Raw genomic sequence first — 19,592 nt, 5'->3', positions numbered from 1 at the left:
ATCGACTGGGCCGCCTGGACGAGACCGGTTGGCGGCGGTACGGAGAACTGCTCGACTCCGTCTTCCTGCTCTGCGTCGACCGGCGGTTCCGGCCCGGTCAGGACCACGCCCCGGTCATCCGGTTCGTCGCCAGTGTCCGGGAGCGGTACGACCACAGTGGCGTCGAGATCGATCCGGTGACCGCCGAGGCGCTGGTCCAGGCCGCGCTCGGTCAGCGCGAGCCGATGCCGATGGACGCGACCACGATCGCCGCCCAGACCATGCTCGTCGTCGGCCTGCTCGACGACGAGGGTTTGTCCCCCGCCGAGCTGACCGACCTCCTGCAAACCGCCAAACTCAACACCGCCGAACAGACCGCCGCCGAACTCAACACCGCCGCCGAACTCAAGACCGCCGGACCCGGCTCAGACGTCCAGCAGGATCGTCCAGAAGCAGGAGGTGATCGACATGATGACGAAACACATGGCGAAGCCGAGCCGGGCGTACCGGGCCGGTCGGCTGACCCCGATCCGGGCGCGGCCCCATGAGCCGAGCGCGAAGTAGGCGGCGAAGAAGGTCAGCGCCGGCAGTCCGGCGAGCATCCACGCGTACAGGGTGAAACCGTCGACTGCGCCGGCCTTGGCGACGAGCGCCAGCAAGGCCTGGGCCAGGTTGCCGGCGGCGATGAAACCGACGTAGACCACGATCGCCCGGCTGAACGGTGACGAGCCAGGTAGCAGCGCCGGCTGCTGGGCCAGTTCCTCGACCTGCGCGGCGGTCTCGTCGGCTGCCGCCGCCGCCCGGTGCGCCAGGTCCAGCTCGACGTCCGGGTTCACCGGGGCGGCCGGCGCCGACAGGTGCTGCGTCGGCGGCTCGTCCCCGCCCGCCGTCGGCAGCCGGGGCCCGGGGACCGTCGGGGCCGGTGCGGGCGTCGAGGTCAGCGCCACCCGGTCCGGACCGGCCGGCAACTCCGGGTACGCCGAACCGCCCGCCAACTCCTGCTCGGCACCCTGATAGGCGGGCGGTACGGGCGACCCGAGGTGCCCGGCGACGGTCAGCGGCGGCTGTGGCGCGCTGAGCTGCGGGACCGGCTCCCCGATCAGTTTGGCGAGTTCGACCAGCCGCTGCTCCTGCATACCGAGCCGCTGCCCGAGCTGGTCGATGGTGCCACCGGTGGCATCCCGGCGGGCGGCCACCTGAGCGGTCGTACGCTCACCGGTGCGGTGGAGCTGGTGCAGGTGCCGGGCCAGGGTGGCGTACTCGTCGAAGCCCTGCATCGTCGTCACTGCCCCTCGTCCAGCTCGTACCCGGGTCGAACGAACGGCACGATCAGCCGGCTGCGCTGATCGTGCCGGTCCACCAGCAGCGCCCGGTTCGCCCGGGGCGTGTACGCCAGGTCGTGCATGCCGAGGTACATGCCCAGTTCGCCACCGGGCACGTTCAACGCCACCAGGCAGGCGATGTCGTCCTTGTTGTGCGCCCCGCCGATGTCGTCGGCGAGCCGGCGCAGCCCCCGCCACCAGCCGAGCAGGTGCACCCCGTACGCCGGGCCGTGGCGCAGGACCTGCTGGAGGTCGTCCAGGCCGGAGCGGTAGTTCTGGTCCTTGGCGGACAGCACCCCGCTGGCCCCGTCCATGCCGAAGACCACCAGGTAGGTCCGGTCGCTCGGCTGGGCCACCGGTTCGGCCAGTTTGCGGATCTCCTCCCGCAACGCCATCGCGTCCAACCGGGTCACCTCGTGACCGGATGCGGCGAGTGCGTCGGCGGTCGCGTCGGCCACCTCGTCGGCGGCGGCGACCAGCGGCGCGAGCAGGAACCGGGCGGTACCCGGCTGGGCCTGGCGGGCCAGGCTCAGGGTCGCCGCCTGCAACACGTCGGCGCCGACCGGGGTGGTGCCGACCACCGCCAGGTGCCGGCCGGGGGTGGCGTCGAGCATGAACATCGCCGACGTCAGGTTCACGTCGACGACCCGCCCGACCAGGGCCATCGGCCTGCGTCCACCGGGCATCAGGCCACGGAAGGTCGGGTCGTCCTCGACGTGCGCTGAGTCGTACCCCTTGAAGACCGCGGGTGGGAAAGAGCCCTGCGCCCGCCCCTGCCACAGCTCGTGCCGCAGCGCCGCGACCCGCGCGGCGCTGCCGTGCGCGTCCGGGAAGCGGACCACCGTGTTCGCCGAGGCCAGGCCGGCGGCGGGGTTGATGATCGCGGAACCGAGCGGCAGCGCCCCGGCGGCGTCGTTGAGGGCATCGAGTACGCCGGAGCCGCCCGGCAACGCCACCCGGAGCGGGAACTGGCCGAAAATCGAGTCGACCTTGCCGTAGAGCGCCTCGATGCCGGACATGCTCTGGCTGGCCAGCACCAGGTGGATGCCGTACGAGCGGCCCTTGCGGGCCAGTTCCTCCAGCAGCGCCACCGCCTCCCGGGCGAGCGCGTCGTTGCCGGCGAACAGCACGTGGAACTCGTCGATGACGGCCACCACCCGGGGCACCGGCTTGCCGTCGCGGGGCAGGTCGGCGAGCTTGGTGACGCCGTGGCGTTTGAGCGCGTTCGCCCGCCGGTTCAGTTCCCGCCGCAGCTCCCGCAGGACCGCCACGCCGTACTCCCGGTCGGACTCGATGCCGACCGCGCGGGCATGCGGGATCCAGGAACCGTCGTGCCCGGTCGGCACGAACTCGGTGAAACTGACACCCTCCTTGAAGTCGAGCAGGAAGAGGGCCAGCTCGTCGGGTGAGTAGCGGGCGGCGAGTCCATAGAGGACGTCGAGCAGGAACACCGTCTTGCCGGAGCCGGTCCGGCCACCGACCAGCCAGTGCGGGGTGGCGTCGTCGAAGGCCAGGGTCACCGGGTCGCGGCCGTTGCGGCCGATGACCGTACGCAGCCCGGTGCCGGCCGACTCGGTCCAGTTGCGGGCCGGCAGCAGGTCGGTGAACTCCAGGCTGGCGTCGCGTCGGGTGGCGTCCCCGTGCCGTTCCGCGACGGCGGCGATCGTGCCGGCGGGTGGGTCCCCGTCGAGCAGCACCGGCACCACCAGCCCAGTCCCGTCCTCGCTGTACGGCCACCACGGCGGGTCACCGACCCAGGCGTAGTCGCTGTCGCGGGTCACCCGGGTGGTGTTGCCGAACGGCGGCGGTTCCAGCCCGGTCGACCGGGGCGGATAGCCGGCCGCCAGCACGCACACCCCGGCGGCCGGGCCGGCGTGCGTCAACGCGGCCAGCCGGGTCAGCTCGGCCCGACCCTCCGGCATCGACGCCGCCACCACCAACAGCAGCCGGTTACGGTTGCTCGGGTCGGAGTGGTTCGCGCGGGCGTGTTGCTCGGCACCGGTCAGCAGGGCCTGGATCTCCTCGTCGCTGGTCGCGGGTGCGCTCAGCACGCCAGCGTCGACCAGTGGTCGCAACGGCAGGAAGGTGGCGCCGAGCGCGGCGTTGTCGATCGCCACCACCCGTACCGAGCCGGCCGGGGCGGCCATCAGCAGCCGGATCACCAGCGAACGCAGCGCCGCCCCCGTACGCGGATCGCGGGCGTCGGTGTCGATCGCCAGGTGCGCCCCACCGACCAGCGGTACGACCACCGGGAAACCGCCGTCCGAAGTGGCCGCCTCACCGACCCGGATCGGCACCGGGCGGCCCGGGAACTCCGGTCCCGCCGACACCGCGCTCAGGGATTCGCCGACTCGACGCAGCCGCTGCACCATGTCGGCGGTCTCGGGCGGTGGCGGCGGGGCGGTGACTCCGGCGAGCGCCCGACGGGCGGCGTCCAGATGCGCGCGCGCCTGCCGGTGTGCCGCGACCGCCCGCCCGTACGTGACCGCGAGCCTGCCCACCCTGCTCCCCCACCCCTGTCCGGCGTGCGTAGTCACCGGAACACTAACCGAAGCACCCCCGTACGGGCACCTGGACGTGCCAGCGGCACCATCCGCCGTACACCTCACATGCCCGGTCCCTGGTGGACTTGGAAGAACATGGACTTGGAAGAACACCGTCGCGTCAACGACGATCCCCTTCCAAGATCTCAGATCATGTTCACTCGTAAGGTGAAAAGGAAGGTGGGCGGATGGCAGAGGCACTGACCGCACGAACCCGTTCCGGGCGAGGCAGCCGTACGGTGATCGCCCTCAGCGCGGTCGGTGTGCTGGTTGTCCTGCTCGTCGTGGGGGTCCTGGCTACGGTGACCCACCGGGCGCTGCTGGCGGAGCCGCCGGTGGCAACCGACGCGAATGTCAGGGGCGAGTGGCAGGGGCCGGATGGTGCGGTACTGACGCTGCGTCCCGATCACACCTTCGACACGCGGAGGCTGCCGGCCCAGTTGACGGCACCGGAGCGGTTCACCCGGCCCTGGACGGGCTCGGGCACCTGGCATCTCGCCGAGCCGGACCGGTACGACGTCCAGTCCATCTCCGTCATCGTCGATTCCTACGCGCTGCCGCTGTACCTGGACCGGTCGCAGGATTCCATCCGCCTCTACCTCTGGATCGGCCTTCCCCAGGAAGGCAAGCGCTACTTCCTCGACAGAGCCTGATCCACCGCCCAACTTCGGTGGAGAAGGAGTGGCTGTCCCGCCTGGGACAGCCACTCCTTCTGCGAAAATGCGCCTCGTGGGCGGTCAGCGGGCGGCGGTCAGGGGTTGGGCCGAGGCGGTGACCGGGGCCGGCAGGGTGCCGGGGCCGTCGAGATAGGTGTGGATCGCGGCGGCGGCGGCGCGGCCCTCGGCGATCGCCCAGACGATCAGCGAGGCGCCCCGGTGCATGTCGCCGGCGACGAAAACCCCGTCGGTGGAGGTCTGCCAGTCAGCGGTAGCGTCGATCGCGCCACGCCGGTTGCGGGCCACCCCGAGCTGGTCGAGCAGCGGCTGCTCCTCGGTCCCCTCGAAGCCGATCGCCAGCAGCACCAGGTCGGCCGGGAGTTCCCGTTCCGAGCCGGGCTTGACAGTCATGATCCGCTGCCCGTCCTGTTTGGTCACGCTGACCTCGGCGACCCGGACCGCGCGTACCTGGCCGGTGCCGTCGTCGACGAACTCCTGCACCGCGACGGCGAAGACCCGCTCGCCGCCCTCCTCGTGTGCCGGGTAGTCGCGCAGGATCCACGGCCAGGTCGGCCACGGGTCGCGGTTCTCGTCCCGGCTGCCCGGCGGCACCGGGTACAGGTCGAGCTGGTGTACGCCGACCGCGCCCTGCCGGTGCGCCACACCGAGGCAGTCCGCGCCGGTGTCACCGCCACCGATGATCACCACGTGCTTGCCGGCGGCGTCGATCGGGGTGCTCTCCTCCAGGCCGTTCACCACCCGGTTCGCCGCGACCAGGTGTTCCATCGCCTGGTGCACGCCGCGCAGGGCCCGGCCGGGGGTGGCCGGGGTGTCCCGGCCCTGGAGCGCACCGCAGGCGAGCAGTACGGCGTCGTACTCGGCGCGGAGTTGCTCGGCGGTGATGTCGACACCGACGTTGACTCCGGTGACGAAGCCGACGCCCTCGGCGGTGAGCTGTTCCAGCCGCCGGTCGATGTGTTCCTTCTCCAGCTTGAAGTCGGGGATGCCGTAGCGGAGCAGTCCACCGATCTTGTCGTCGCGTTCGTAGACGGTGACGGCGTGCCCGGCCCTGGCCAGCTGCTGCGCGGCAGCGAGTCCTGCCGGCCCGGAACCCACGACGGCAATGCGCTTGCCGGACGGCTTCGCCACCACCTGCGGCCGGATCAGGTCCAGGTCCACCGCCCGGTTGACGATCTCGACCTCGACCTGCTTGATGGTGACCGGCTGCCCACCCGAGATCCCGAGTACGCAGGCCGCCTCGCACGGCGCCGGACAGAGCCGCCCGGTGAACTCCGGGAAGTTGTTCGTGGCGTGCAGCGACTCGATCGCGTGCGACCAGTTGCCGGTACGGACGAGGTCGTTCCAGTCCGGGATGCGGTTGCCGAGCGGGCAGCCGTCGTGGCAGAACGGGATGCCGCAGTCCATGCAGCGGGTGGCCTGCTCGCGTACGAGGTCGTCGGTGGCGGCCGGGTAGACCTCCCGCCAGTCGCTGATCCGTACCGGCACCGGGCGGCGGGCCGGCACCCGCCGGTCGTAGCGCAGGAAACCGTTCGGGTCAGGCACGAGCCACCTCCTGGGACGCGCGCGGCGTGACCTGCGCGGGCGCGGCGGGCGACGGCACGGGCGCGGCCGGCGGCACCGGGGCGGCCAGCGCGGTCATGACCGCCTCGTCGACGTTGTGGCCGGCGGCTTCGGCGGCCCGCATGATCTGCATTACCCGCTTGTAGTCGCGGGGCACCACGGCGGTGAACTCCTCGACCGCCTCCGGCCAGCGCTTGAGCAGCCGCTCGGCGACCGCCGAGTCGGTCTCGGCGAAGTGCCGCTGGACCAGGTCGTGCAGGGTCACCCGCTCGGCGTCGGTGAGCGGGGCGAGGTCGACCAGTTCGGGGTTGACCCGGCGCCGGTCGAGCTGCCACACGAAAGCGGCGCCACCCGACATGCCGGCGGCGAAGTTGCGCCCGGTCGGGCCGAGCACCACCACGGTGCCACCGGTCATGTACTCGCAGCCGTGGTCGCCGACCCCCTCGACCACCGTCACCGCGCCGGAGTTGCGGACCGCGAACCGCTCACCGACCCGGCCCCGGAGGAAGAGTTCACCGGCGGTGGCCCCGTACAGGATGGTGTTGCCGGCGATGATCTGGTCCTCGGCGCCGGGCGTACCGTCGACGCGGTCCGCGAGGCGGGCGGCGAACGGCGCGGCGGCGTCCGGGCGGACGACCAGCCGGCCGCCGGAGAGTCCCTTGCCGACGTAGTCGTTGGCGTCGCCGTGCAGCCGCAGCGTCACCCCGGCCGGCAGGAACGCGCCGAAGGACTGGCCGGCGGTGCCGGTCAGGGCGAACTCGATGGTGTCGGCGGGCAGGCCGGCGCCACCGAAGCGGCGGGTCACCTCGCCGCCGAGCATCGCGCCGACGCTGCGGTGCTCGTTGCGTACCCGGATCGAGGCCCGGACCGGGGTCCGGTCGGCCAGCGCCGGGGCGGCCAGTGCCAGCAGCTCGTTGTCCAGGGCGGCGGCCAGGCCGTGGTCCTGGGCGCGGATGCCGCGCCGCGCGGCACCCTCGGGCAGGTCCGGAACATGCAGTACGGGCCGCAGGTCGAACCCGCGGGCCTTCCAGTGGTCCAGCGCCGGGGCGAGGTCGAGCAGCTCGGTCTGGCCGATCGCCTCCTCCAGGGTGCGGAAGCCCAGCTCGGCCAGGTACCCGCGGACCTCCTCGGCGAGGAAGAGGAAGAAGTTCTCCACGAACTCCGGCTTGCCGGTGTAACGCTCCCGCAGCACCGGGTTCTGGGTGGCGATGCCGACCGGGCAGGTGTCGAGGTGGCAGACGCGCATCATCACGCAGCCGGCGACGATCAGCGGGGCGGTGGCGAAGCCGAACTCCTCGGCACCGAGCAGCGCCGCGACGAGTACGTCCCGACCGGTCTTGAGCTGGCCGTCGACCTGCACGGTCACCCGGTCACGGAGCCGGTTGAGCAGCAGCGTCTGCTGCGCCTCGGCCAGTCCCAGCTCCCACGGGGTGCCGGCGTGCTTGAGCGAGTTCAGCGGGGAGGCGCCGGTGCCGCCGTCGTGGCCGGAGATCAGGATGACGTCGGCCTTGAGCTTCGCCACCCCGGCGGCGACCGTACCGACGCCGATCTCGCTGACCAGCTTGACGTGCACCCGGGCGGCCGGGTTGACGTTCTTCAGGTCGTGGACGAGCTGGGCCAGGTCCTCGATCGAGTAGATGTCGTGGTGCGGCGGCGGGGAGATCAGGCCGACGCCGGGGGTGGCGTGCCGGGTACGGGCGATCCACGGCCAGACCTTGTTGCCGGGCAACTGGCCGCCCTCGCCGGGCTTCGCCCCCTGCGCCATCTTGATCTGGAGGTCGTCGGCGTTGACCAGGTATTCGCTGGTCACGCCGAACCGGCCGCTGGCGATCTGCTTGACCGAGGAGCGGCGGCGCGGGTCGTAGAGGCGCTCGACGTCCTCGCCGCCCTCACCGGTGTTGGACTTGCCGCCGAGGTTGTTCATCGCGACCGCGAGGGTTTCGTGCGCCTCCGCCGAGATGGAGCCGTACGACATGGCGCCGGTGGCGAACCGCTTGACGATCGCACTGGCCGGCTCGACCTCGTCCAGCGGCACCGCCGGCCGGACCCCCGTACGCAGGGTGAACAGCCCGCGCAGCGAACCCGCCTTCGCGGCCAGCTCGTCGACCTTGGCGGTGTAGTCGCGGAAGACCTCGTACTGGCGGGAGCGGGTGGCGTGCTGGAGCAGGAACACCGTCTCCGGGTTGAACAGGTGCAGTTCACCCTCGCGGCGCCACTGGTACTCGCCGCCGACCTCCAGCCGCCGGTGCGCGCCCTGTGCCGCGCTCGGCGGGTACGCGACCGCGTGCCGGGCGGCGATCTCCTCGTGGATGCCGGTCAGGCCGATCCCACCGATCTTGCCGGGGGTGCCGGCGAAGTACCGCTGGACCAGCCGGGAGTCGAGGCCGACCGCCTCGAACACCTGCGCACCGCAGTACGACGAGACGGTGGAGATGCCCATCTTCGACATGATCTTCAGGACGCCCTTGCCGAGCGCCTTGACGTAGTTGCGGACCGCCTTGGCCGGCTCGATCCCGGTCAGCGTGCCCTGGGCGATCAGGTCCTCGACCGACTCGAACGCGAGATAGGGGTTCACCGCGGCGGCGCCGTAACCGATCAGCACGGCGGCGTGGTGCACCTCGCGGCAGTCGCCGGACTCGACGATCAGCGCCGCCCGGGTGCGGGTCTGCTCGCGTACCAGGTGCTGGTGCACGGCGGCGGTGAGCAGCAGCGACGGGATCGGGGCCAGGTCGGCGGTGGAGTCGCGGTCGGAGAGGACCAGGATGCGTACGCCGTCCTCGATCGCCTCCGAGACGTGCCGGCAGATCTCGGTCAGCCGGGCCCGGATGCCCGCCGCGCCGTCGCGCAGCCGGTACAGCCCGGAGACCCGTACCGCCTTGAAACCGGGCAGGTCACCGTCCTCGTCCACGTCCAGCAGCTTGGCCAGCTCGTCGTTGTCCAGCACCGGGTACGGCAGCACGATCTGCCGGCAGCTCGCCGGTCCCGGGTCGAGCAGGTTGCCCTCCGGGCCGATGGTCGACTGGAGGCTGGTGACCAGTTCCTCGCGGATCGCGTCCAGCGGCGGGTTCGTGACCTGCGCGAAAAGCTGGTGGAAGTAGTCGTAGAGCAGCCGGGGACGGGTGCTCAGCGGCGAGATCGGGGTGTCGGTGCCCATCGAGCCGAGCGGTTCGGCGCCGGTACGCGCCATCGGCCCGAGCAGGATCTTCAGCTCTTCCTCGGTGTAACCGAAGGTCTGCTGGCGACGCTGGACCGAGTCGTGGGTGTAGACGGTGTGTTCGCGGGCCGGCAGGTCGGCCAGGTCGATCAGCCCGGCGTGCAGCCATTCGGCGTACGGCTGCTCGGCGGCGAGTTCGGCCTTGATCTCGTCGTCGTGCACGATCCGGCCGGCGGCGGTGTCGACCAGGAACATCCGGCCCGGCTGGAGGCGGCCCTTGGCCACCACGGTCGCCGGGTCGAGGTCGAGCACACCCGCCTCGCTGCCGAGCACCACCAGGCCGTCGCTGGTCTGCCACCAGCGGCCGGGGCGCAGCCCGTTGCGGTCGAGCACCGCGCCGACCATGGTGCCGTCGGTGAACGCGACCGACGCCGGCCCGTCCCACGGTTCCATCAGGCTGGCGTGGAAGCGGTAGAACGCCCGCTCGGCGGGCGCCATCTCCGGGTCGTTCTCCCACGCCTCGGGGATCATCATCAGCACCGCGTGCGGCAGGCTCCGCCCGGCCAGGTGCAGCAGTTCGAGCACCTCGTCGAAGTTCGCCGAGTCGGAGGCGCCGGGGGTGCAGACCGGGAACAACCGCTTGAGGTTGCCGGGCACCTTCGGGCTGGCCAGCAGCGCCTCGCGGGCGTTCATCCAGTTCTTGTTGCCCCGGATGGTGTTGATCTCTCCATTGTGGGCGATGAACCGGTACGGGTGCGCCAGCGGCCACGACGGGAAGGTGTTGGTGGAGAACCGGGAGTGGACCAGGGCGATCGCGCTGGTGACCCGCTCGTCGGTCAGGTCGGGGAAGAACGCCGGCAACTGGTCCGGGGTGAGCATGCCCTTGTAGACCATGGTGCGGGCGGACAGCGACGGAAAGTAGGCCGGCACCCCGCGCTCGGCGGTCTCCCGCTCGGTCTGCTTGCGTACGCAGAACGCGACCCGGTCCAGGTCGAGGCCGGTCAGCGCGGTACCGGCCGGACCGGCCGGCGATCCGGTGAGCCGACGCGCGGCGAGGAACACCTGCCGGATCAGCGGACGGGCGGCCAGCGCGGTCTCGCCCAGGTCGGTCGCGTCCACCGGCAGGTCCCGCCAGCCGAGGATCTCCGCGCCCTCGACCAGGGCGTACTTCTCCAGCACCGCGCGGGCGCGCTGTTCGGCGTCCGGTTCGCGGGGCAGGAAGACCAGGCCGGTGGCGTACTGCCCGGCCGGTGGCAGCGGGAAGTCGACCACCTCGCGCAGGAATCCGTCCGGTACCTGGAGCATGATGCCGGCGCCGTCGCCGGTGTTCTGCTCCGCGCCACGGGCACCCCGGTGGTCGAGCCGGCACAACGCGCCGAGCCCTTTGGCCACCACGTCGTGCGAGCGGCGCCCGTTGAGGTCGGCGATGAAGGCCACCCCGCAGGCGTCACGCTCGTACGCGGGGTCGTACAGCCCTTGCGCTTCGGGGGTCCGGGCCAGGTTCGCGATACCCGGGGCCGGCGATGCCGGCAAGGCGGGCGGCGAGGAGAGGCGAGGTCCCTGAGGGTACGGAAAAACCACCGGGTCTCCTGTCGTCACTCACGTTCAATCATGGGTCGGGACGACGTCGGCCCTGCGAGGTTTCTTGAGTCTACGTTAGGTCCCACCTAGCACCACCAGTACGGATTGATCACACTTCCACGGAGTGAGACGTGTAGTCTCGCGCGGTGAGCCTGGTGCATCGTGAGGTATTCGAGCGCTTAGAACACTTTTATGACGGGGTGCCGCGTGATGTAGCTCACGTGGAAGAGTACGGCGGCTTGGTGCTCTTCGTCCGAAACGGTGCTGGTTGGCCGTTCTACGCCCGTCCCCGCCCCGGCGCCTCCGAACCGCCGAACGCCGCCGACGTGACCGCGGTCCGTGAACGGCAGCGCGCCCTCGGCGTACCGGAAGCCTTCGAGTGGGTGCACGAGAACCATCCCAGTCTACTGCCGGTGGCCCGGTCGGCCGGGCTGGCCGTACTGGAGGCGCCGCTGATGGTGCTGGATCCGACAGCGCTGCCGCCGGCCGACAGCCTCGGCGACGTACCGGTGCGGATGGCCGACCCGACCTCGCCCGACTTCGGCCGCGACGTCGCCACCCAGCGAGCGGTCGCCGCCATCGGCTTCGCCGTGCCCGGCACCGCCCCCGGGGACGCCGGCCCGATCGCCCGCGACGCCGCCCTGGTCTCCCTGGCACCCCGCCGGGTGGACGAGGAACGGGCCCAGGTCGAGGCCGGCACCAGGGTCTTCGCCCTGGCTGAGACGGCCGAGGAGGGCGCGGTCTCGGCCGGCATGGCGATGCGGGTCGGCGACGTGGCCGAGATCGCCGGCATCGCCACCCTGCCCACCGCCCGCCGCCGCGGCCTGGCCGCCGCCGTCACCGCCGCCCTGGCCCGGCACCTACTGGCAGCAGGAACAGAGGTCGTCTTCCTCTCCGCCGGCAGCGACGACATCGCCCGCGTCTACCTCCGCGCCGGCTTCCGCCGCCTAGGCACCGCCTGCATAGCCCAACCCACCCCCGTAACCCCCTAACCCCCACCCCCACCCGTCGATCATGAAGTTAACGACGAAAAATCAGCTCGGCAGTGTCGCTAACTTCATGATCAACGCCCCAATACCCGGGCAGGAAGCAGAGCGGGGTTGGGCCCGCCGTGACCGGCGAGCGGATCAAGCGTGACGGCGCTCGCCGGGCACGGCGGGCCCAACCCACCCCAGCAAGCACGGCAGGCTCAACCCAGCCCCAGCCCCAGCAAGCACGGCGGGCCCAACCCAGCCCCAGCAGGCACGGCAGGCTCAACCCACCCCCAGCAGGCACGGCGGGCCCAAACCCAGCCAGCCTAGGGTCAGCCGGTTCGGGGGAGGGCGTGGCGGCCCGGGGAGCGGTCGGGGCGGGCCGGGGTGGTGGTGAGGAGGGTGTCCAACGGGGCGTCGCGGCCGTACTCGTGTGCCGCGCGGAAAGCAGCCTCGCCCAGTTGGGAGCGAAGGGCACGCGCGGTGGCCTCGGTGTCGGGGCGTTCACAGGCGGGCACCGGGGCGCCGATCTCGTCCCGGATCCGGGCCGCGGCGCCAAGCAGGCGGGCGCCCCGACCGGGGGCGCCGTCGAGCCGGGCCACCTCGGCCAACGCCTCCAGCACGCTGGCCGTACGCCACCGGTCGCCGACCTGGCGGTGCGCGGCGAGGCTGGTCAGCAGGTGTGCCGCCGCCCGATCCGTACGCCGGCCGCGCAGTTCCACCAGCCCGCGCAGGTTGTGCGCCCAGCCCACCCCCTCCGGGAACCCGAGTACGGAGTAGCGCCGCAACGCCACGTCCAGCAGCGACGCCGCCCGGTCGGTGTCGCCCCGGTAGAGAGCCACCGCGCCGAGGTTCATCAGCGTCTCGGCCTCGGCCCGTGGCTCGCCGAGTTGCTCGTACCAGCGGCGGCTGACCCACAGGCGCGAGTCGGCCCGGTCCAGGTCACCGGAGAGCCAGGCGGTGAAGCCGCGCAGTTGCGCGGTCTGTGCCTCGCCCCACTCGTCGCCGTACTCGGCGAAGGTGGCGGCGGCGGTGGCCAGGTACACGGTGGATTCGACGTAGCGGGCCTGCTCGCGGGCGATCGAGCCGAGCGTGAGCAGGACACGCGCCACCCCGGCCCGGTTGCCCACCTGCTGGTACGCACTCAGCGCCGCCTCGGCGTGCCCGGTCGCGGCCGGGTAGTCGCAACTCAGCATGGCCAGCATCGCCGCCGCCGCACCTGCTCCGGCCCGCATCGGTGCGGGTGCGTCCGGATGCCGGAGCAACGCCTCGGCCAGCCAGCGGTGACCGTCGCGGTAGTGCCCGTCGAGCCGGCAGTAGCGGGCCAACGCGGCGGCGAGGCGCAGTTCGGCGTACGGCGGTGCGCCCGCGCCGGCCTCGGACAGCCAGCCCATCGCCGCCCGCATGCTCGCCTCCTCGGCGCGCAGCCGGCGCAGCCACCACTCCTGCTCGGGGCCGCGCAGGCGGGCGTCGGCGTGCTCGGCCAGGGCCAGGCAGTGCGCGGCCAGCGCGGTACGGGCGGCCGTCTCCCCCGACCCGGCGGCGAGCCGGGCCAGCGCGTGCCGGCGGATCGGCGCGAGCATCCGGTAGCGCACCGGCAGCGGGGGGTCGTCGACCAGTGCCTCGGGTGCCGCCAGCGCCGCCGGGAACAGCAATGGCGCGGCGACCGGCGCAGCCGGCTGCGCCGACGGGTCGGGCAGGGGGGTCGGTGACCACGGTGGTGGCGGCAGGTGCACCGTCGGTGGCGCCGCGGGCGGCGCGACGGCCGGTGGCAGGGTGGCCGGTAGTGGCGGCGCGGCCAGTGGTGCGGCGACCACCAGTGACGATTCGACCAGCGCGGCGAGCGCGTCCGGCGCGTCCGGGCCGGCGATGGCCCGCGCGGTTTCGGCGTCGAAGCCGCCGGGGCAGATCGCGAGCCGCTCGAACAGGGCCCTTGCGGCGGAATCCAGCCGCTCGACGCTGGTCTCGACCGCTGCCGTGAGCGTCCGGTGCCGCTCCGGCGCGGTCGGGTCCGGGCTGGCGAGCAGGCGCAGGTCCGTACGGAGCCGGGCGACGATCTCACCGACGCCGAGCACCGACGTGTGCGCCGCGGCCAGTTCGATGGCCAGCGGCAACCCGTCGAGTTCGGCGCAGAGCTGGACGACCGCGTCGGCGCTCGCCTCCGGCACCGGCCGGCCGGACCTGGACCGGGCCCGGTCCAGGAAGAGCCGGGTGGCCGGATGGTTGGCCAGCGAGGCGATCGTGTTGCCGGTCGCGTCCGGCGGCAGGGCCAGCGGCGGCACCGCCACCACCGCCTCCGTGTGCAACCGCAGCGGGACCCGACTGGTGGCCAGCACCAGCAGCCCCGGACAGCGGTGCAGCAACCGGTCGACGAGTTCGGCCACCCCGGCGACCAGGTGTTCGCAGTTGTCCAGCACCAGCAGGGCCGGGGTCCAACCGATCTCCTCGGCCAGGGTGTCGGCCACGTCCCGCCCCGGCTCCGCCCGTACGCCGAGGGCTGCGGCGACCGCCTCCGGTACGCGTACCGGGCTCTCCACGGCGGTGAGGTCGACGAACCAGGCGGCGCCGAACCGGCTGGCCGCGGCCACCGCGAGCCGGGTCTTGCCGGCACCGCCGGGACCGGTCAACGTGACCAGGCGCTGCGTCGCGAGCCGCTGGTTGACCACGGCGAGCAGCGCGTCCCGGCCGAGCAGCGGTGTCATCGGCACCGGCAGCGGGGCCTGGGACTTGGCCCGGTCGACCAACCGGGACACCGGGTCGGAGCCGTGCGTCGAGGGCCAGCGTTGGGCCAGGTCACCGCGTTGGGCGGCGGCGGCCAGTGCGCGCAGCCGCTCGCCCGGTTCGACACCCAGCTGCTCCCGGAACGTCTCCCGGGCCCGCTGCTCGACCCGGGCCGCGGACCGCCGGCCGCTGCCGACTGCCGCCGCGACCAGCAGCAACTCCCACAGCCGTACGCGCAGCGGGTGCCGGGCCAGCGCCGCCTCCAGCTCACCGACCGCGGCGACGGCGGTGCGGGCCGCGGCCAGTCCGTCGATCACCGAGGCGCGGTCCACCGCGGGCTGCCCGGCCGCTGCCTGGGCGGCGAGCGCGAGCCGCAGGGCACACTCCCACCGTTCCTCGATCGCGGCTATCCGGCTCTGCACCAGCCGACCCACCTCGCCGGCCACCCAACCGGACGGGCGGGGCGAGTCGCCGCCCAGTGGCTCGCCGTGCAACGGCACCCGCCACAGCCGCAGCGCGGCGTCGAACAGCGGCAACGCCACCGCCCACTGCTCCGCCGCCATCCGCCGCCGGGCCCGGGTGAGCAGCCGGGTGAAACGCTGTACGTCGACCCGACGTGCCGAAAGGCGCAGCAGGTAGCCGATCGGGTGCGCCACGACGGAGTTCGGCAGACCGGCGAGATCCAACGCGGCGGCGAGTTCGGCGGCGGCACCGTCGAGCGACTGCGTCGCCGGGGTCACCCCGGACGGGAGTACGCCACGCAGGTCGGCGGCGGCGACCGGCTGGCCGACCCGGAGGGCGAGCAGGCCCAGCAACCGGCGTACCTCGTCGGTGAGCGGGACCGGACCGTCGGGGCCGATCAGCTCCACCGGCCCGAGCAACCGCACCGCGCGTCGGGCCCGGTGTCCCGGCCCCACGGCGGTCTGCTGAACGGGCACACTACCCCGCACCTGGAAGCCCTCGCTTTCAGTCCCGGGTAGTCTGCGCCGTCGGCCGCCCCGGAGGTAATCCCCCCGTCCGGCCCGATCGGACAACGAACCGGGCGAATTCGCACACCGCTCGGACGGCGCGACACCAGCCACCGCGCCAACCCCCACGGTCCGGGGTGGGCGCCGGTCCGAGGGTGCCATACCGGACGGGCCCGAAGGTTGCCCCGTCCCGGAGGCCGGGATGCGGGGACAACCGTTCCGTCGATGCCGTCACGGCGGTTACGCAGGTGGACGCCAGGCCGCCGCCGCGGTGGCGGCGCTGCCCATCAGCCGGGGAGTGATCGTGCCCAGGGCGGCGTCACGGGCGCGCAGGGCCAGCCGGCCCCGGCTCTGCAACACCGCCGACATCCGCCGGGTCTGCCGTACGACGGTGACCGCGCGGGGGCGGCGTACCCGGCTGTACGACTCGACCGCGGTGCGCAACGCCTCGCCGGGTACCGCGTCACGTACCGCCGAGCGGAGCGTCGCCGCGTCCTCGAACGCCAGGCAGGCGCCCTGGCCGAGGTGGTGCGGCATCGCGTGCGCGGCATCGCCGAGCAGCACGATCCCGCCGGGGCCGACCGGGTACGCGAACTCCTTCGGCAGTGGACGCAGCTCGCGTACCTCCTGCTGGACCAGGTCGTCCGGCTCGGTCGCGGCGAGCAGGTCCCCGATCGGTGCCGGCCAGTGGGCGTACCAGCGGCGCAGCAGGGCGAGCTGGGTTTCGGGCGACTCGGGGCGGGACGCGCCGGCAGCGGTCGCCACCCAGTAGATGCCGCCGCGGGTCGAGCCGCCGGACGAGCCCCGGTCACCGAGCGAGATGGCGACGAACCGGTAACCGGCGCCGAGCGTCTCGCCGTTGACCGGGCGGTCGGCGGGCAGCTTCGGCGCCCGGTACCAGGGGATCACCGCCCGCCAGGCGGCCGAGCCCGAGCTGACCACGGTCGCCTCCGGTGCGAGCCGGTGCCGGACCGCGCTGTCCACCCCGTCGGCGGCCACCACCAGGTCGGCCTCGAACTCGTTGCGCCCGTCGCCGACCGCCGGCCGCTCGGCCGGCGCCGCCCGTACGGTGCGCACCTGCACCCCGGTACGGATGTCGACCTGGTCACCGAGGCCGGCGATCAGCGCGTCGTGCAGGTCCTCGCGGTGCACCACCACCGGCGCCCGCTCGTCGATCATCGGGCGGGGCTGGACCAGCCAGTGGCCGTCGGGTCGGCGTACGCCGACGTCGGGCAGGGCGGTGGCGATCGCGTCCAGCCCGTCACCGAGCCCGAGTGCGCGCAGCGCCCGTACGCCGTTGGGCCAGAGCACCAGTGCGGTGCGCTCGGCCCGCAGCCGGTCGCCCCGTTCCAGGAGGGTGACCTGCCAGCCGGAACGGGCCAGGGCACCGGCGACGGCCAGACCGCCGATTCCGGCGCCCACCACCACGGCCGTACGCATGGCTGCGGTTCCTCCCGCTCAGCTGTTGTCGCGGTCCGTGGCGGATCCCGGCGGCGCGGCGCCTGCCCGCGCCTGCCCGGTACCACCGGCCTGGTCGTCGTCCCCGTCGTCGTGCGGGTCGTCCTCGTCGCGCACGCTGGTGTGCACGTCGTCCGGCTCGTCGTCGCCGAGGTCGTCCAGGTCGTCGAGGAGCCGGTCGGGTGCACCGGTCGCGCCGTGTTCCTGCTCGGGCAGCTCACCGGTGCGCTGGTAGGTCCGGTACTGCTCCTCGGTGACCACCCGGTACGCCTCGGGCAGCGCGTTCGGATCCTTCGACACCGTACGCCGGGAGAGGTCGACCTGGGAGATGTCGCTGATCGAGCCGGTCTCGCCGTCGGTGTCGTCGGCATCGGTGTCGCTCGGCGCGGTGGTGGTGGAGCCGGCGTAGACCGGCACCAGGAACTCCTGCGGCCCGCGGACCCGGAGGAAGTAGATCAGCGCGCCGAGGAAGACGACCACGGCGGTCCAGACGTTGAGCCGTACGCCGAGGATCTCGTTGGCCTGGTCGGTACGGAGCATCTCGATCCAGAACCGGCCGACGGTGTAGCCCATCACGTAGAGGGCGAAGGCGCGTCCCCGGCCGAGCTTCAGCTTGCGGTCGACCAGGTAGACGAAGAGGGCGACGCCGACGTTCCAGAGCGCCTCGTAGGCGAAGGTCGGCTGGTAGAGGCCGGGTTCGAGGATCGGGTTGCCGTTTTCGTCGAGCAGCGCGTGGCCCGGGTTACCGGAGTCCATCCGGTGGATCTCCAGGCCCCACGGCAGCGTGGTCCGGCCGCCGAAGAGCTCGTTGTTGAACCAGTTGCCGAACCGGCCGACCGCCTGCGCCAGTGGCAGGCCGGGGGCGAGCGCGTCGGCGACCACGGTCAGCGGGATGCCGAGCTGCCGGGCGGCGAGCCAGGCCCCGACCGCGCCACCGGCGACCGCGCCCCAGATGCCGAGCCCGCCCTCCCAGATGTAGAGGGCCCGGATCGGGTCACCGTCGGAGCCGAAGTACGCCTGCGGCGAGGTGATCACGTGGTAGATCCGGGCGCCGACGATGCCGAACGGCACCGCCCAGACCGCGACGTCCAAGATCGCCCAGGGCGCGACGCCACGCTGGCGGAGCCGGTATTCGGTCACCACCGCGGCGACGACGATGCCCAGCACGATGCAGAGCGCGTACGCCCTGATCGGGATCGGTCCGAGCTGCCAGACGGCGGTGCTCGGACTGGGCAGGGCTGCCAGCGGGGACACTGAGGCTAGGGTCACGATTGCACACGGTACCGCCGTACGGGGTCGTCGCGGCACCCCGGGCCGGTCGGCTTCTGCGCGGGTGTCCCCGGCAATGCACAGTCGTGCGCGTTTGTCTGTGAAACCGCTCACCTCGACGCCCCGGGCAGTGATCGGGTGAACCACCGGCCGGTTCACGGCGGATGTCGAGACGGGTTACGCCGAACGGCGGGCCCGTACGAGGTGTACGGACCCGCCGCAGCGGTGGTACGTGACCGGCGGCGGTCGCCGGTTCGGTGCACCGACAGGCGCCGGTCGGGTGCGCTCGGGTCAGCGGACCGGTCGGGGCGTGGCCGGGTGGTTGCCGGCGTTGACCAGTTCGGCCACCGCCTCACGCGGGCTCTTCTGGGTGACCAGACCCTCGCCGACCAGCACTGCGTCGGCGCCGGCCGAGGCGTACCGGATCAGGTCGTGTGGTCCGCGTACGCCGGACTCGGCGATCTTGACGACGCTGTTCGGCAGGCCGGGGGCGATCCGTTCGAACACCGAACGGTCGACCTCGAGTGTGCGCAGGTTGCGGGCGTTGACGCCGATCACCTGGGCACCGGCGTCCAGCGCCCGGTCCGCCTCGTCCTCGTCGTGCACCTCGACCAGCGCGGTCATGCCGAGCGACTCGATCCGCTCCAGCAACCCGACCAGCGCGTTCTGCTCCAGTGCGGCGACGATCAGCAGCACCAGGTCGGCGCCGTGGGCGCGGGCCTCGTGCACCTGGTAGCTGGAGACGACGAAGTCCTTGCGCAGCACCGGGATGTCCACCGCCGCCCGGACCGCGGCGAGGTCGGCCAGCGATCCGCCGAACCAGCGCCCCTCGGTGAGCACGCTGATGCAGCGGGCTCCGCCGCCGGCGTACTCGCCGGCCAACTCGGCGGGGTCGGCGATCTCGGCGAGCTGCCCCTTGGACGGCGACGAGCGCTTGACCTCTGCGATCACCCCGACACCGGGGCGGCGCAGGGCGGCGTACGCGTCGCGGGGTGGGGGCATGGCGGCAGCCAGCTCCCGGATCCGCTCCAGCGGGATCTCCGCCTGTCGGCGGGCGACGTCCTCTCGGACTCCGGCCAGGATCTCGTCGAGCACGCTGACGGGCGCGGTCGAACCAGCGCCGTCCCCCTCCGCGTGCGGATGCTCAGCAGTCACCAACGGACTCCCCTCTCCGGGCGTCATGGGCCGATGCTAGGGGGCGCCGGGGTAGGGCCGGAGCCGGGGGGTATGGCGCACCTCACCAGGTGGGCTCGGGCATAATGGCCGACCTCTGGTAAGCGGGCTATCACCCACTGCCACCGGCACCATCGACGGTCATCGGGTAATCACACCATGCCCGGGCGCGCGGCGCAGCCCGCCGATCCGCCCCCGGCAGCGCTCCCGTCGGCC

The 19,592-nt window shown here is 72.8% G+C and carries 10 protein-coding genes; 2 read left to right on the top strand and 8 right to left on the bottom strand.

Annotated elements, in window-relative coordinates; all coding sequences use genetic code 11:
• Positions 1 to 404 precede the first annotated feature (404 nt).
• Together AB0J90_RS19410 and AB0J90_RS19405 are read right to left on the bottom strand one after the other, a co-directional pair.
• Complete coding sequence (locus AB0J90_RS19410) at positions 405 to 1,265, bottom strand: hypothetical protein (protein ID WP_363597614.1); 861 nt, start codon at positions 1,263 to 1,265, stop codon at positions 405 to 407.
• Positions 1,262 to 3,802, bottom strand: a complete 2,541-nt coding sequence (locus AB0J90_RS19405; protein ID WP_363597612.1) for an FtsK/SpoIIIE domain-containing protein — start codon at positions 3,800 to 3,802, stop codon at positions 1,262 to 1,264. Before AB0J90_RS19405 ends, AB0J90_RS19410 begins: the two co-directional genes overlap by 4 nt.
• 230 nt (positions 3,803 to 4,032) lie before the next feature.
• Here AB0J90_RS19405 and AB0J90_RS19400 point away from each other — a divergent pair, with 230 nt between their 5' ends.
• Positions 4,033 to 4,497: a hypothetical protein gene (locus tag AB0J90_RS19400; RefSeq protein ID WP_363597610.1), complete on the top strand. Its 465-nt coding sequence runs from the start codon at positions 4,033 to 4,035 to the stop codon at positions 4,495 to 4,497.
• Between the two features lie 84 nt (positions 4,498 to 4,581).
• Here the strand turns inward: AB0J90_RS19400 and AB0J90_RS19395 are convergent, their stop codons facing one another.
• Together AB0J90_RS19395 and gltB are read right to left on the bottom strand one after the other, a co-directional pair.
• Positions 4,582 to 6,063 carry a glutamate synthase subunit beta gene (locus AB0J90_RS19395; protein WP_363597608.1) on the bottom strand — a complete coding sequence of 494 codons (1,482 nt, stop codon included), beginning with the start codon at positions 6,061 to 6,063 and terminating at the stop codon, positions 4,582 to 4,584.
• Positions 6,056 to 10,768, bottom strand: a complete 4,713-nt coding sequence (gene gltB / locus AB0J90_RS19390; RefSeq protein WP_363597606.1) for a glutamate synthase large subunit — start codon at positions 10,766 to 10,768, stop codon at positions 6,056 to 6,058. Before gltB ends, AB0J90_RS19395 begins: the two co-directional genes overlap by 8 nt.
• Positions 10,769 to 10,971: 203 nt before the next feature.
• Here gltB and AB0J90_RS19385 point away from each other — a divergent pair, with 203 nt between their 5' ends.
• On the top strand, positions 10,972 to 11,808 hold the full coding sequence (locus tag AB0J90_RS19385; RefSeq protein ID WP_363597783.1) for a GNAT family N-acetyltransferase: 837 nt from the start codon (positions 10,972 to 10,974) through the stop codon (positions 11,806 to 11,808).
• A gap of 311 nt (positions 11,809 to 12,119) precedes the next feature.
• Here the strand turns inward: AB0J90_RS19385 and AB0J90_RS19380 are convergent, their stop codons facing one another.
• From AB0J90_RS19380 to trpC, 4 genes are all read right to left on the bottom strand, one after another.
• Positions 12,120 to 15,446, bottom strand: a complete 3,327-nt coding sequence (locus tag AB0J90_RS19380) for a BTAD domain-containing putative transcriptional regulator (protein ID WP_363597604.1) — start codon at positions 15,444 to 15,446, stop codon at positions 12,120 to 12,122.
• Positions 15,447 to 15,716: 270 nt separating this feature from the next.
• Positions 15,717 to 16,916, bottom strand: a complete 1,200-nt coding sequence (locus AB0J90_RS19375; RefSeq protein WP_363597602.1) for an NAD(P)/FAD-dependent oxidoreductase — start codon at positions 16,914 to 16,916, stop codon at positions 15,717 to 15,719.
• Positions 16,917 to 16,934: 18 nt separating this feature from the next.
• Positions 16,935 to 18,203 carry a prolipoprotein diacylglyceryl transferase gene (gene lgt, locus AB0J90_RS19370; RefSeq protein WP_363597600.1) on the bottom strand — a complete coding sequence of 423 codons (1,269 nt, stop codon included), beginning with the start codon at positions 18,201 to 18,203 and terminating at the stop codon, positions 16,935 to 16,937.
• A gap of 291 nt (positions 18,204 to 18,494) precedes the next feature.
• On the bottom strand, positions 18,495 to 19,298 hold the full coding sequence (gene trpC / locus AB0J90_RS19365; protein WP_326563227.1) for an indole-3-glycerol phosphate synthase TrpC: 804 nt from the start codon (positions 19,296 to 19,298) through the stop codon (positions 18,495 to 18,497).
• Positions 19,299 to 19,592 lie beyond the last annotated feature (294 nt).

Origin of the sequence: Micromonospora sp. NPDC049523 (assembly GCF_040676775.1) — a bacterium.
Lineage (GTDB): Bacteria > Actinomycetota > Actinomycetes > Mycobacteriales > Micromonosporaceae > Micromonospora_G.
Note: the sequence above shows the minus strand (reverse complement) of the source record. Positions and strands in the feature narration are given on the sequence as shown.

Coding starts and splice junctions, on each gene's coding strand:
- AB0J90_RS19400 (WP_363597610.1), top strand. CDS start 4,033: ATGGCAGAGGCACTGACCGCACGAACCCGTTCCGGGCGAGGCAGCCGT.
- AB0J90_RS19375 (WP_363597602.1), bottom strand. CDS start 16,916: ATGCGTACGGCCGTGGTGGTGGGCGCCGGAATCGGCGGTCTGGCCGTC.